General features: G+C 53.4%; 12 protein-coding genes. 3 read left to right on the top strand and 9 right to left on the bottom strand.

What is annotated here, in order from left to right; all coding sequences use genetic code 11:
• Positions 1-185 precede the first annotated feature (185 nt).
• Entirely contained in the window at positions 186-6,164 is a 5,979-nt protein-coding gene (locus tag ACXIZX_RS22385; protein ID WP_479405075.1) for an autotransporter outer membrane beta-barrel domain-containing protein, read from the top strand.
• Positions 6,165-6,273: 109 nt separating this feature from the next.
• Here ACXIZX_RS22385 and ACXIZX_RS22380 read toward each other — a convergent pair whose 3' ends face one another.
• From ACXIZX_RS22380 to ACXIZX_RS22340, 9 genes are all read right to left on the bottom strand, one after another.
• Positions 6,274-7,194: a nucleotidyl transferase AbiEii/AbiGii toxin family protein gene (locus ACXIZX_RS22380; RefSeq protein ID WP_479405074.1), complete on the bottom strand. Its 921-nt coding sequence runs from the start codon at positions 7,192-7,194 to the stop codon at positions 6,274-6,276.
• On the bottom strand, positions 7,191-7,748 hold the full coding sequence (gene abiEi, locus ACXIZX_RS22375) for a type IV toxin-antitoxin system AbiEi family antitoxin (protein ID WP_479405073.1): 558 nt from the start codon (positions 7,746-7,748) through the stop codon (positions 7,191-7,193). The genes ACXIZX_RS22380 and abiEi overlap by 4 nt, the downstream gene beginning before the upstream one ends.
• 141 nt (positions 7,749-7,889) lie before the next feature.
• Positions 7,890-8,726 (bottom strand): metal ABC transporter permease, encoded by an 837-nt coding sequence (locus tag ACXIZX_RS22370; protein ID WP_061719518.1) that lies wholly within the window; start codon positions 8,724-8,726, stop codon positions 7,890-7,892.
• Positions 8,719-9,582, bottom strand: a complete 864-nt coding sequence (sitC, locus tag ACXIZX_RS22365) for an iron/manganese ABC transporter permease subunit SitC (RefSeq protein ID WP_154157176.1) — start codon at positions 9,580-9,582, stop codon at positions 8,719-8,721. The genes ACXIZX_RS22370 and sitC overlap by 8 nt, the downstream gene beginning before the upstream one ends.
• Positions 9,566-10,372, bottom strand: a complete 807-nt coding sequence (locus ACXIZX_RS22360; RefSeq protein ID WP_179452669.1) for a manganese/iron ABC transporter ATP-binding protein — start codon at positions 10,370-10,372, stop codon at positions 9,566-9,568. Before ACXIZX_RS22360 ends, sitC begins: the two co-directional genes overlap by 17 nt.
• A complete protein-coding gene (locus tag ACXIZX_RS22355; protein ID WP_479405072.1) occupies positions 10,369-11,271 on the bottom strand; it encodes a metal ABC transporter substrate-binding protein in 903 nt (300 codons plus the stop codon). The genes ACXIZX_RS22360 and ACXIZX_RS22355 overlap by 4 nt, the downstream gene beginning before the upstream one ends.
• 193 nt (positions 11,272-11,464) lie before the next feature.
• Complete coding sequence (locus tag ACXIZX_RS22350; RefSeq protein WP_479405071.1) at positions 11,465-11,821, bottom strand: cupin domain-containing protein; 357 nt, start codon at positions 11,819-11,821, stop codon at positions 11,465-11,467.
• Positions 11,822-11,854: 33 nt separating this feature from the next.
• Positions 11,855-12,640, bottom strand: coding sequence for an amino acid ABC transporter ATP-binding protein (locus tag ACXIZX_RS22345; RefSeq protein WP_479405070.1), 786 nt, complete (start codon positions 12,638-12,640; stop codon positions 11,855-11,857).
• Position 12,641: 1 nt separating this feature from the next.
• Positions 12,642-13,292 carry an amino acid ABC transporter permease gene (locus tag ACXIZX_RS22340; RefSeq protein WP_479405069.1) on the bottom strand — a complete coding sequence of 217 codons (651 nt, stop codon included), beginning with the start codon at positions 13,290-13,292 and terminating at the stop codon, positions 12,642-12,644.
• 264 nt (positions 13,293-13,556) lie between these two features.
• Between ACXIZX_RS22340 and ACXIZX_RS22335 the strand changes: the two genes are divergently transcribed.
• Positions 13,557-14,306 (top strand): ABC transporter substrate-binding protein, encoded by a 750-nt coding sequence (locus ACXIZX_RS22335; RefSeq protein ID WP_061719511.1) that lies wholly within the window; start codon positions 13,557-13,559, stop codon positions 14,304-14,306.
• Between the two features lie 128 nt (positions 14,307-14,434).
• On the top strand, positions 14,435-15,040 hold the full coding sequence (locus ACXIZX_RS22330) for a cupin domain-containing protein (protein ID WP_061719510.1): 606 nt from the start codon (positions 14,435-14,437) through the stop codon (positions 15,038-15,040).
• Positions 15,041-15,074: the final 34 nt, after the last annotated feature.

Raw genomic sequence — 15,074 nt, 5'->3', positions numbered from 1 at the left:
TCTCTCCCATCTCACAATTCCTTAACTCAAACTGGACGTTTCCCAGACAAAGCGTCGATACTCATTTCATCCGATTTCAAACATTAAAAACCTGAAACAAAATAATTCAATTACTTAAACAAACCTAAAGCGCAGCGGTAATAAACCGTGCGCGTTTTGTCTTTTCTCTGCATGAGGAAAACAACGTGTTTAAATTAAATCCGGTGTTACTAAGCCTTGTGGCCGCGCAAGGCGTAATGTTCCCTGTGTTGCCGACAACGGCTGCGATATTAAGACCTTACACGCCTGAAGTGAATGACAATAAAGTTGGCGCTTATTGTCTTTGCAATGGCAGCACGCAAACCCTAAGCGGATTGCCGCGCTTTACACCCGGTGAAAGTGGCGTGGGCAGCGTTACGATTGGCGAGTTGCGGTCGATTGGCCGTATTATCAATGATAACGTCATTGGTGCGGAACGATTACAAATTGGGCCGCAGAATTACACCATTGGCATTCTCGATCCCAATTATCATATCTATAACAATTATCAGGTGTTTAATAGCGCGGAACTGGTTGATTTACCTTCGGTTAATCTCGAAACCGTCGTACCAGATTATTTTGATGTTAATGACAAACAATATATCGATGCGCGTGTTGCGTCAGTCAGCAACGGAACCTTGAACGTCGATATTGGTAAACACGATGCCGCAATCAATTCCTTCAGTAATAGCTGGTCAATGGCAGCGAAGCAAAGCCAGTTATTTACCGCCAGTAAGAAAGGGAATTTGAACTGGAATTCTAACAACCGCATCACCTTTACCGCGGGCACCACGCCGTATGGTGGCGATCGTTTAGCTTATGATGTCGACAACGTGGTGGAATATGCCGGTGAATTTAGCGTGGGCACTTACGATGGTGGCACCACACAATTCAACGTCACTAATCTCTACGAATTGCGCAAATACAATGACTGGCTGATTGGTCAACTCTCCAACGGCAACATCATTACCGAAAACTACAACACCGAATTTAATAAAGCTTTTAAACTGCGCGATGGCCGCGTGGTGTATCGCATGAGCACCAACAATTACGATGATGAAGTGGCGTTGCCGATATTCGATCAAGTGGTACTCAGCGCTGATGGGCCAAAAGCGACAGTCAAAATCAATCGTGGCAAAACGCTCGAAGTGGTGAACAGCGATAGCGCGGTAATGCGCGCCAGCAACGGCGCGAAAGCGATTATCAACGGCAAGCTTTCCAGCACCGGTTCGGGTTTGGAATTACTACAGGGCGCGCGTGGATTTAATAACGGCGTCATCAACAGTGGCTTCCTTAACAACGCTGATGGCAAAGGCGTGGATCTCAGCACTATCGGCAACGGCGGAACCGCGGTTAGCGCCGCGTATGGCAGCAAATTTATCAATCGTGGCGTGATCAATCTGCAACCCGGTGCTGGATACAGCGCGGGCATCACCACCTACAACAGCAAGGTAGTCAATCACGGTAATATCAATGTCGGCGTCAGTGACGTTTCCAACGGTGGCTCAGCGTCTGGCGTGATGCCGAGCAGCGATGGGCAAGGTAGCTTTGTGAACGCCAAAGACGGCACGATTTACATCGGACGTTCACCGCAAAATCGCAAAAATGATGCCACGCAAGATGTCGCGGTCAACATGAGCGGCGGCGTCAACGGCATCTCGCAACTGCTTGATTCCAGCGCCATCAATAACGGCCATATTGTTATCGGCTCCAAAGTACAAAATGCCACGGGCATGCGCGTGGAACTGGCTCCGCACGCGACTACCATCAACAACGGCGTGATTGATATCAACGGCCAGGCGCAGCCCAATCCGGCAGAAAACGTTGGCATGTTGGTGCTCGATTCCGGCAGCCTTAGCAACAAAGTGATCAATGCCGGAGCCATCAATGTGAATGGCTTCAACAGCACCGGTCTTAAAGTCATCGCACGTGATGGCAATGATTCCGAGGCATATTCCAGCGGTGCGATTAACGTTCTCGGCGATGGCGATCGCTACGGAACATCCTATAACACGGCGGTTTGGGTGAAGGGCGATCCCGGCGGCACCGCCTACGCCAATCTTACCGGGCCGATTCGCCTCGGCGGCACCAACGGGATTGGTATTCGCGCGGAAGGCAGTGCCGCCATTGATGTCAGCGCCAATTCAATTCCCGTTTCCGTGCCCAGCTCAAGTCTGTTCACCGGACGACAAATCAGTTTCTACGCCATTGGTCCCAACGCCAGAATCAATTTACCCGCCAACGGCAGTTATCTCTCATCGGTTTACGGCGGCACGATTTTCCGCGTTGAGGATGGCGCAGACTTCGATGGCACAGGCCGCACGCTGTCGATGACCAACAGCTTCGCCACCGGCGTGTACGGCAGCGGCCAGTATACTGACGTGAATACTAATGGCGGCAGGTTCAATATTTCTGGCATGTATGCGCGCGGTATTGAAATTACCGATGGTGCGCAAGCCACCATTGATGCCAACGCGCGCATCAAATTGATTGGCGTCGGCGCGACGGCCGCTATTGCTGACGGCAACAAATACACGCTGCAAGGCGAAGCGATCAATCCAGCAACCCAGTTCAATCCCGATACGTTGTTGGTCAACCATGCGCCACTGAGCGGTGTTGCCAACGATCAGGAAGCGCTGATCGTCAAAAATCAGGCGCAACTGATTAACACCGGCGACATCACTTTAGGCGGGAGAAACACCACCGGGATTCGGGCGGAATCTGGCGCGTTCGCCTTTAACCGTGGCGTAATTACCGTGACAGGCAACAGTACCGGCCTATATGCCAATGGCGATCCGCAATACGGTGATGGGCAAAGCTTGACGCAGGTATTCAACAACGGTTTGTTGAACGTTTATAGCGTCGATGGCATGAACTTGTTCACCAGCAAAGGTGTGGTGGCCTTTAATGAGCTGGCGCGGATCTACCAAAGCGGCACTATCAACCTTTACGGCCCTAACGCGATGGCAGGATCGGTATTTGCTGGCGGCTTGTTGGAGTTGGGAGATGGCAATAGCGTGGAGTTTCACGATCCCAACCAATTCGGTTTTCGTGCCGCCGATCCCGGAACGCGCTTGATCACCCACGGCGGCGTTACTCAAGTCGGAGCCGACAATGCGCTGTTGTATGAGATCGTTAATGGTGCGAGGCTGGATGCCGCAACGCCGGGCAGCGTCGCGCTATATGGAAACCGCACCACCGGCATCGATGTCAGCGGTCCGGGCGCGTTGGTGTCCAGCACCGATAGTTACTTCACCACGGGCAAAAATGTCACAGTGCTGCGTGCCAGCGACAATGCAAAAGCGTTCATCACCAGTAACATTGCGATGCACGGTGAATTTAGCACGGCGGCAATCGCTAGCGGCGGCGGAACGCAAGTATCCGTCGCCGCACCGATCACCGGCAGCGCAGACAATATTACCGCGTTTGACGTCAGTTCAGGCGCGCACCTCGTCAATCAGCAGCAAGGCTCGGTGAATTTCACCGGTTACAATAGCACCGGCGCGCGCATCTACAACGGCGGCCATTTGACCAACCGTGGCAGCATCTTCATTGCTTCCGGCATCGGCGTCGATGTCGGCAGCGGCTATAACCAATACGTGCCGATAAAAGGCCGGTTGCAGGTCGATGATGGGATCGCAGCGATACGAGTCGGTAACGCTGGCTGGCTAAATATTGTTGGCGATGGTCAGGACGCAAGCACCATTCAGGCGCGAGGCGGTGCGGATGGAGTGCGACTGGAGCCTGGTGCTCGCGGCTTTGAAGCTAACGACATCACTATTCTCAGCTACAGCAGCGGCAGCGCGATCAACAATATTGCCGAAAGCACCAATATCTCCCTGAAAAACGTGGTGTTGGATGTTTACGGCGGCAATGGTGTGCGTTCAGTGACGTCGTTGGATCCCAACGGTAAAGTGCGCATCAATGTGGCTGGCAACGGCACAGGCTACCTTTTCGAAAATGTCGATGGGGTCAGCACCACCAACAGTCTGGTGCTGGGTAAAGATTACTCGATTGTGGTGTCGGGTGAAGGTACGGGCATTCGCGCTAACACCGACGGAAGAGTGATTTCTCGCGGCGTGATCGACATTCTCGATGCGGATGGCGGCTCGGCGATTGTCACCCGCAATGCCAACCAGGTGATCAATCAGGGAACCATCAGTTCACAAAGTCGCGTGTCGCCGCTGATTGATCTGCGCGGTGGGCAAACGCTGTTCATCAATCAGGGAACCATCAACGCGCCATTCCCGGATCAAGTGGTGGTGGCGGGCGGCGCTGGCAGTAATGTTATCGCATTGCTGGATGGTTCGGTGATCGGTGATGTAAATACCGGCGACGGCAGCGATGAACTGATCGTTACCGGCGGCACGCTGAACGGCAGCCTGACGATGGGCAACGGCGCGGCGAATCAGGCGACGGTGCAGAAAGTTAGCCTGGCCGACACCCGCCACATCACCACCGAAAACGGCGCAGGTAGCACGCTCAATCTGAGTGAGTTAACCGCGCGCGGCGGCTCATTTGCCCGCGATGATGCCAGCAAAGGCACCAACCTCGGCGCGGGCTGGAGCACGCTCAACTTCTTCGCCACCAAATGGACGCTAACCGACAACATCAAACTCGCGCACAGCACCATCAATATCGACGCCGGCAGTACGCTGTATGCTGGCGATAACATCAATCCGCTGCTGCAAGGCGCGACCGATGATTCGCTGGTGGTGAATAACGCCGGTACGCTGGACCTCACTAACGGCGGCAACGCGGCGGCCAATGTTTTAACCATTGATGGCGAACTGGCGTCGGCGGGCGGCAGCCTGAAGCTCAACTCAACCGCCACGCAGAGTGACAACCTGCGCGTAAACGGCAATGTCTCTGGCACCACCTTGATCGAGGATACGCTGGTCGGCGGTCCGCTGCTGGATAGCAATAACGACGGCGTAATTGCCGCCAGTGAAGGTGTGTCGCTGGCGCAGGTCACCGGCAGCGCCAATGCCGCCAGCTTTGCGCTGAAGGGCGGCTATGTGGCGTCGGGTCCGTGGCAATACGGCTTAGCCAGCTTCGCGCCGGGTAATTCCACAGCGGGCACATGGGATTATCGACTCGCTAACACCTTTGTCTGTGAAGACGGTTCGCTGTGCCAGCCGCAAGCGGGCAGCAATCAGCGTGCTGCGCGGCTGGCGGTGACGCCGCAGGTGCCGTCCTACATCTCCGCGCCGGTTGGTTTGGCCTATTACTCGTTGGCGGTGACCGACGATCTGCATAAACGTCTTGGCGAACTGCGTCAGCAGCAAACCGCGCCCGATGTAGTGGGCGGCGAGATGTTTATTCGCTATCTCGGCTCCAATCTGAAATACCAAAGCAATCGCGGTTTGGCCGATTACGGCTACGACTTCGATTTGGATTACAGCGCGGTTCAACTGGGCGGCAACGTGCTGCGCGCCGACGGCCCGCAAGACAGCCTGCGCGGCGGCGTGGCCTATACGCGCGGTAACACGCGGATTCGCCCTCACGCCGCCGACGGTTACAGCTCCACCAGCTTCGACAGCGACAGCATTTCTCTGTACGGCACCTGGCTGCGCGACAGCGGATTCTACCTGGATGGCTCGCTGAGTTGGGGTTGGTATCGCGGAGAAACCGACATTGCACGGCAGAAAGAGGTGGCATCACCGAAAGGTAACGGCTGGACGGCATCGGTTGAATCGGGCTATCCGTTTACCTTCGCCAACGGCGTGCGACTTGAACCGCAGGCGCAAATCACCTGGCTACAGATGAAAATGGACAGCTTCACCGATCGCGATCGCACGCGCGTGTCGTACAACGATTACGATCAAACCATCGGCCGACTCGGCGCGCGTCTGGATCGCACCTGGCTGGACGCCAGCCAGAATGCCTACACGCCGTACCTTCGCGCCAACTACTACAAAGGCTGGGGTGGCACCGCGAAAACTAAAATTGATTCGGCGGATGCGGAAGGCAGCCAAACCTTTGAGAGCGGGAAGTTTGGTCAGATGTGGGATGTTGGCTTAGGCGGCAGCGCCACGCTGAATAAGGACGTTGCGCTGTACGCCGAAGCCGATTACCGCAAAGAGATTGATGGCAACGGCGCCAAAGGCTGGCGCTATAACGCGGGCGTGAGGTGGTCGTTTTAATCTACGCGGTCGCCATCAATGGCGACCGCGTTTATATGGAACTTGCAGCGGCACCATAATCACCACATCAATCTCCAGCAGCAGATCCAGCTCAGCCACTGCTCTATCCTTAAAGGGCAGCTTTCATTTCCATAAATAAGCCACGCACGGATGTATCCAGATAACTGAGATAACTTTCAACAGAAAGCGTTCTTTCTAGCGTGGAGGAGTCAATAAAACGGCTCATTTGCGCGTTAAATTCACGGCTCCTGAGAATATCCGGAAGTTGCTTGATCGCATGCTCAACTAAGCCAGGGTAATTCACCACACCATAATCTTTGATTTTTGCTGTAACGAGTTCAGGAACGAGCTTCGCACCACGTGTGATCAACCAAGCCAGGTCCCAAATATCACGATGACGAATTTTTACCGAGTCTGCAGCTACAGCTCTTCCCTGGTTATCGAGTAGTGAAGTAGGGAAAGCCAATACTTTATCTGCCAGAATTTCATCAAGGGTTTCGGTGTTAACCAGCACTACTGGCATTCCGACTAAAAAATCATAGTTGATTCTAAGCGCGACTAATTCGCGGGTGTAGGCGGGAATGTTGGCGATTTCTAATTTTATTTTCTGGCGTGGCATGGCGGGATTTTCTGGGGCGGTTTCAATGGAGATCCACCATTTTTCCACGCGAACGTGATTTATGCCGTCTTCTCCTACTTTAGCGGGCTTATTGTTTACCACGACATTAAGCCCAAATCGCTCGCCGATTCGCCTCTCAACACAGGCCTTAATTTTTTGCATGCTATCTGCTGAGAAGTCGCTACCACCAGCAAAGTCGAGGTCCTCGCTAAAACGATCTGATCCTCGACATAGCCTTAGCGATGTTCCTCCCTGAAATACAATGTCTTTTAGCAACCCTTCAGCATCAAGCGCTTGAAAAATTTCATAATGAAGTAATTCCTTTTCAACGACCGGGCGCATCTTCGACAGTGAGGCATTAGCCATCGCTAAATCGACGAGTTGATTAAAATCGGTTTTATCAATGATCATGCAATTTCCCCTTCCTGGTATGCTTGCATTGCTTCTTCTTCCACCATATTGGTGTTTCGTCCAACGCGTAACAGATCACGAATTGCTGCAGTTTGGGTGGCGATGCGTAAAGGCCGGCCTTTAGCGACCAGGGTGTTTTTGACAATTTGCGCAACGTTACGTTTGGTATGGGTGAATTCAATTGTGCCAAAAGGCGTATAAATTAAACCACTGGCACCGGTTGTCATTAATGTCATACGATTAATAGGAATCTGAGAAATTACCCCATATTCCGATAACACAGATTCAAGGCTCACATAAGACATGCTTCCCGGACGAAGTGCTTTAGCAATTTCTTCCATCATCCAGCGGTTTCTGGATGAAGCGTTCGGATTCACATACAGGCCACGCGCGACTCGCTGCAGCAACTTATCATCGACCATCCGCTTTAACGATTGCTCCATCGATTTGTCGGATTCAAGTGGGAAGAGCTTCGCGAGATCCTTCTTTGGCAGCACATAAATACCTTTACGGTCCATCTCGGCAAGCTTACTCATCAGCTCGAGTCTTTTCATTAGTTAATCTCAACCCCTCATGTTTAATGGGTTAGCATTAACATAACAGTAGGATGTGAAATAGAGTGAGTCAAGATAAGTTGTTTTCAACCCCTCAAGAATGAGGGGTTAGAGGTGACTTAATTCATGGCGACCACTTCATCATCCATGCGCTTGCTGCGTGCGGCGATCCCTCACCGTGACATACAAAAACGCCAGCACGAACAGCGCCGCGTAGATCACTACAATAGTTGGACCCGGCGCGCTATCGAGGAAGAATGAGGCGTATACGCCGCTGAAACCTGTCACCATCGCAATGCCAATTGCCAGCAACATCACCTGCACGAAACGACGCGCCAGCAGCAAGGCGATAGCGCCGGGCGCGATCAGCATCGAAATCGAAAGAATCACGCCCACCGATTTTAGCGCGGCGACGATGGTTAGCGAGATCAAACACAGCAAGCCGTAATGCATTAATTTACCGTTAATGCCGCAAGCGCGTGCCTGATTGGGATCGAACGCGTGCAGCAATAAATCGCGCCACTTAATGCCAATCAGCAGGCTGACAATCACCGCGATGGCCGCGGTCTGGATGATATCCGCCAGGCTGATGCCCAACATATCGCCGAACAAAATGTGGTCGAGATGTACTTCAGGCTGCAGTTTCAAATACAGCACCAAACCGGCGCCAAACATACCGGAGAAGACGATGCCCATCACCGTGTCGGGTTTGATGCGGCTGTTTTCGCTAATGTAGCCAGTCGCGACGGCACACAGCATCCCGGCGACAAACGCGCCGATGGCGTACGGCAAGCCAATTAGCCAGGCGATGACCACGCCAGGAAACACCGCGTGGCTCATCGCATCACCGAGCAATGACCAACCTTTAAGCACCAGAAACGCCGACAGCATCGCGCACGGCAGCGACAGCACCAAAGTGGTGATCAGCGCCATGTTCATGAATTCGAACTGGAAAGGACTCAACAATAATTCAGCCATTTACGCCGTCCTCCAGAGTCTGACGCGCACGGCGGCGCGCCGCCAGCACGCCATGTTTTGGTGCGAAGACAAAGGCCACTAAAAATACCAGCGTTTGTGCCACCACAATCACGCCGCCGGTCGCGCCATCAAGGAAGTAGCTGCTCCAGGCACCGAGGAAGCTGGTGATGCTGCCAATGGCGACGGCGATCATTAACAGACGCGGGAAACGGTCGGTTAGCAGATAGGCGGTCGCGCCGGGCGTCACCACCAGACAAATCACCATAAACGCGCCGACGGTTTGCAGCGCGGCGACGGTGGACGCAGAGAGAAGGGTAAAGAACAGGATCTTCAGCCGCAGCGTATTCAAACCGAGGGAACGTGCGTGGCTCTCGTCGAAGAAGGTCACCATCAAATCTTTCCACTTCAATAGCAAAATGGTCAGGGTGATAAAGCCAATCGCGCCGAGCTGCCAGATATCGGCGGGCGCAACCGACAAAATATTGCCCAGCACGATGGTTTGAATATTCACAGACGTGGGATTGAGCGACACCAGAAACAGGCCGATGCCGAAAAACGACGAGAAGATCAGGCCGATGATGGCATCTTCTTTTAAGCGCGTGCGCTGATTGAGGAACAGCATGCTGCCCGCCGCCAGCCCGCCGGAAAGAAACGCGCCGAGCGAAAAGGGCAGTCCGAGCATATACGCGCCCGCCACGCCGGGCACAATCGAGTGCGACAGCGCATCGCCAATCAGTGACCAGCCTTTCAGCATCAGAAAGCAGGAGAGAAAGGCGCAAATCGCGCCGACCAGCGCCGCGATCCACATCGCATTCAGCATGTATTGATAGCCAAACGGCTCAATAATCCACGACATGGTTCGCTCCCCGGTCCGGATTTTTGTCTTTCATCAGCTGCATCAGCACCGCGTTACGCTCATGCAGCGCGCCATCAAAAGTCTGCGCCAGATTATCGGCGGTGAAAGTGTCATGCAGCAGGCCGCTCGCCAGCACGGTGTTTTTCACCAGCACGCAGCGATCGCAGAAATCGGGGATGGCGTTGAGATCGTGAGTAGAAACCAGCATGGTGCGGCCTTCGTCGCGCAACTCTTTCAGCAGGGCGATAATCGCGGCTTCGGTTTTGACGTCAACGCCGGTAAACGGCTCGTCCAGCAGGATAATTTGCCCACTTTGCGCCAGCGCGCGTGCCAGAAACACGCGTTTCTTCTGCCCGCCTGACAATTCGCCAATCTGACGATGGCGATAGGCGCTCATTCCCACGCGTTCCAGCGCCTGATCAACGCTCAGTTTATCGGCGGCACGCGGAATACGCAGCATGCCCATATAGCCGTAGCGGCCCATCATCACCACATCTTCCACCAACACCGGGAAGCTCCAGTCCACTTCCTCCGCTTGTGGAACATAGGAAACGATGTTGTGTTTCAGCGCCTTATTGGCCGGCAAACCCGCCAGCGTTACCGCGCCTGAGGAGAGCGGCACAAATCCCATGATCGCTTTGAAAAGCGTGGATTTGCCAGAGCCGTTAACACCAATCAGCGCGGTAATGCTGCCTGCGGGCACGCTAAAAGAGGCTTTGCGCAGCGCCGTGTGGCCGTTGCGATAGGTGACACCGACATTCTCGACGAGTAAACCTGCGGCTGGGTTCATTTCTGGCTTCCTTCTGTGATGCCTTTCACCACGGTTTCAGTGGTGACGCGCAAGAGATCCAGATAGGTCGGCACCGGGCCATCGCTGTTGCTCAGCGAATCGACGTACAACACGCCGCCGTAATGAATGCCGGCTTCACGCGCCACTTGCTGCGCGGGTTTGGCAGAGATGGTGCTTTCACTAAAGATGGCAGGAATTTGATGATCGCGCACCGCATCGATCACTTTACGCACCTGCTGCGGCGTGCCTTGCTGATCGGCGTTTATCGGCCATAAATAGAGCTCTTTCAAACCGAAATCGCGCGCCAGATAAGAGAACGCACCTTCACTGGTCACCAACCAGCGTTTATCGGCGGGCAGCTTGTCGATAGCGGCACGCATCGGCGCGATGGTCTGCTGAATCTGCGCTTTGTAACGCTCGGCGTTGGCCTGATAAATGGCGGCATTGGCGGGATCGTATTTCTGCAACGCGTTACGAATGTTATCGACGTAGATCAGCGCGTTATCCGGTGACATCCACGCATGCGGATTCGGTTTGCCGTTGTACGGGCCTTCAGTAATGCCCATCGGTTCAATGCCTTGCGTCACGGTGACTTGCGGCACATCCTTGAGACGCTGATAAAAACGGCTGAACCACAATTCCAGGTTAAAGCCATTTACCAAAATCAGATTGGCACCCTGCGCGCGACGAATATCGCCTGGCGTGGGTTGGTATTCGTGGATTTCTGCGCCGGTTTTGGTAATCGACGTCACGTCCGCCGCATCACCCGCGACGTTTTTCGCCATATCAGCGATCACCGTAAAAGTGGTCACCACTTTGAGTTTTTCAGCCGCTGACGCGGTAAACGCGCTGAGTGTTAGCAGGATGGCGATCGCAGGCAAAAAGCGTTGAGTGAACATCATCATCTCCAGAGGAATATAGCCAGTGCTATAATATATAGCTGATGCTATCTATATGAGTCATTTTTGTTCACAACGCCAGTATCTAGACGAAAATTTACGAAAGGGGAACGGTAAATAAAGGCAGGATTTTGTAGGGTGCGCATTCATGCGCACCTGGCAGCAATTCACTTTTAGATAGGCAGCGCATCAATCAGCTGGCGTCAAAAATCACATACAACTTGCGCATGGTGTTTTCAATTAACCAGGTGCCTTCGGTATTAGCTTCAAAGAACAACGAATCGCCGGGTTTGAAGTGCAGCGTCTCTTCGCCATCCGGCGTGAAAGAGCCGTTGCCGTTGAGGAAGTGCATGATTTCGGCCTGTTTCACCGAGCGGCGATAGGAACCGACGCCGCATTCGAAGATTCCCGTATCGATATCTTCTTTACCGGGAATCACTTTCTGAATGCCGGATAACCCAATGCTGCCGGTGCCAGGCAAACCTTCTACGCTGCCCCAATCTTCCATCGATGCAATGGCGGCGGGTTGGGTGATTTTTTGGACTTTCATTATTTTCCTCTGAAGTAGGTGTTGTGCGGTTATTTATCCGTGGTCGCCATGAATGGCGACCCTACGGCAACAGTCGCAGGTGGTGGAGACCACGTTGCCCAGCACGCGGCGCAGAAAATCCTGGGTGCGGGGCTCCTGCGGTTTAAGCAGAATGTGGTCGGCGGGGCCTTGTTCGACAATCTGTCCGCTGTGCAGGAAACAGACACGATCGGCGACTTCGCGTGCGAACTGCATTTCATGCGTCACCACAATCATCGTCATGCCTTCACGCGCCAGATTGCGCATCACCTGCAGCACTTCGCCCACCAGTTCCGGATCGAGCGCCGATGTCGGTTCATCAAACAATATCGCTTTCGGTTGCAGCGCCAGCGTGCGGGCAATCGCTACTCGCTGCTGTTGACCGCCGGAAAGTTGCGTCGGCCAGGCGTTGATCTTCTCCGCCAGACCAACCATCGCCAGCAGATCTTTAGCGCGCTTCTCCGCCACATGACGCGGTTCGCCATTGACGTGCATCGGGCCTTCCATCACGTTCTCTAACACGCTGCGATGCGGGAACAGGTTGAAGCGCTGGAACACCATGCCAATCTGCCGACGCAGATCGTTGATGCTTTTGTGTTTGTTGTTGACGCGCTGGCCCAGCACGTTGATGTCGCCGCCTTCATAAGTTTCCAGGCCATTGATGCAGCGCAAAATGGTCGATTTCCCGGAACCCGATGGGCCGATCAAACACACCACTTCGCCTTCGCTGACGTTGAAACTCACGCCTTTCAGCACTTCGACATGACCGAATTTTTTGTGCACATCACGAATCTCAATCATCTCAGGCTCCTTTAATCTGGCGTTTTTCCAGCTGCTTAGTCAGCGCCAGCAACGGCAGGCACAGCACCAGATAAAGCAGCGCCACCAGCGTATACACCGTGGTGTTATCGAAGGTGGACGCGGCAATCAGCTGGCCCTGACGCGTCATCTCGGTGACGGCAATGGTGGAGGCCAGCGCGGAATCTTTCAGCATCATCACCAGCGTGTTGCTGTAAGGCGGCAGGGCGACATGAAACGCCTGCGGCAGCACCACGCGGCGCATCGCTTTCGCGAAACTCATGCCCATTGATCGCGCGGCTTCGAGCTGGCCGCGATCCACCGATTCAATGCCGGCGCGGAAAATCTCAGCGATATAGGTCGAAAAGCAGAAAGCGATACCGATCACGCTGGCCTGAAATGACGAAAGCGTGATGCCAATATCGGGGAAGACGAAATAGATATAAAACAGCACCACAATCATCGGCAGGCCGCGCGTAATATTAATTACAGTCGCAATCGGCCAGGAAATTATTTTCCACGGACACATCTTCGCCGCAGCTAAAATCAGTCCCAATGGCGTGCTGATTATCAGGGACAAAATGGTGATGTAAATCGTCATTTCGGCCCCTTTCAACAGGAAGGGCAGATAAACGTGAATACTACTCCAATCCATGATAATCCCCTGCAGATAAATTTCATTATAATGAATATCCCCGATGGCGAATCACTGTCAATCTTTACCCGCCGAACAGAGATAGCTTTTACTTATTGTCGTCATACGAATAGGCTATAGGTTAAATAACGCTTGTTATCAAAGGGGTTAATCCTGAATTGTGAATTAACGCAGGGTGATTAAATAAAACATTGACAGACACCTGACTAATTTCATTATAGTGAAAATGACGTTCGCCCTTTTCATTTGATTCAGGAGTGAGTTATGTCTGCTAATCGTTCCCGGTTATTATTCACGTGTCTGGCGGCTGCATTTAGCCTCAATGCTCAAGCGGCGGCGCTGACCGCCGGTTCACCGCCTTCCAGTGCGCCAACTACGTTTCTCGATACCCAAAGCGGCAAAATTGAAGGCTTTATGCCGGATGTGGCAGCCGAAGTGGCGAAGCGCCAGCACCTCGATATTAATTACACCGCCATCCCATTCTCCACGCTGATTCAATCGGTGATTGCCGGCAAAATCGACATGATTGTGGCCGGTATGACGCCCACCGAAGAGCGCGCGAAACGCATTACGTTTTCTCAGCCGGTGACCGCGTTTGGCGCGGGTTTGGTGGTGCGTGACGACAACAAAAAGACCTATAACTCATGGCAGGATGTGAAAGGTGACATCGTCGGCACCATGGCGGGCACCGATTACACGCAAAGCCTGATGGCCAGCGGCATCGCCAAAGAGGTGAAGGTGTATGACAGTCCGGCGGATATGACGCGCGATTTATCGCTCGGACGTATTGCGGCAGGCATGAATGATTATCCGATCCTGAAAGCGCAGGAAAAAGCCGGCGGCCTGAAAGGCATGCACGTTATCGACGGTTATAAACCCGAACATGTTTCGCCGATGGCGTTTGGCGTGAAAAAAGGCAACGACCAATTAATGGCGCAGATTAATAGCGCGCTGACTGCGATGAAAGAAGACGGCACTTTGCAAACCATTAAAACCAAATGGGGCATGCCATAACGTCGCTGCGGCATATTTTGCTGTCTCGCACCGGTAATTTCAGCGATAAACACAGTATCAGGGAAATAAACGCGGCGACTGCGCTGTGCGAAATTGGATAAAGTTATCCGCTGGAAGGGTAAAAACCGATGAAGAAAGTGAGTATCAGTGACGAAGCAACGGATGCGCAGGACGCGGATATTGGATCGCGCCTGAAACGGATTCGTAAGGCGCGCAATATGACCATCACTGATTTGGCGCAGCTGGCGAATGTGTCTGCTGGTGCCATCAGCCAGATCGAGCGCAACCTGACTAATCCCACCGTGCGCGTGTTAGAGCAGCTGAGATTAGTGTTGAAAGTGCCGCTTTCAGCGTTCCTGGAAGAGAATCAAACTAACCTGCGCGGCGCGGAACATTATGTGCGTCGCGCCGTTGAGCGGCCGCATTTTAATGTCGGCAAGCGCGGTATCTCCAAGGAGATGCTGTCGCCGTCAGGCGATCACGATTTGCAGTTTATGTTCATCAATGTGCCGCCGGGCGTGCGTTCCGATGAGATGTTGATGGGCAAGGGCGAGAAGGCCGGTTTGGTGATGGAAGGTGAGCTGACGCTGGAGATCGATGGCGACAGCGCCATCTTAACCGCAGGCGACAGCTTCCAGTTCCAGAGCCATTTACCGCACAACATTTTTAACCATAGCGCGAGTGAAGCCAGAGTGTTGTGGATCATGCACATTCCCTCTGAACATCATTTGTGATTTCGTCACCGACGTGGCGTGCAGGACTTAAGAC

This window comes from Candidatus Pantoea symbiotica (genome assembly GCF_056491525.1).
The sequence above is the reverse complement of the archived record's forward strand: the minus strand, read 5'-3'. Positions and strand labels throughout refer to the sequence as shown.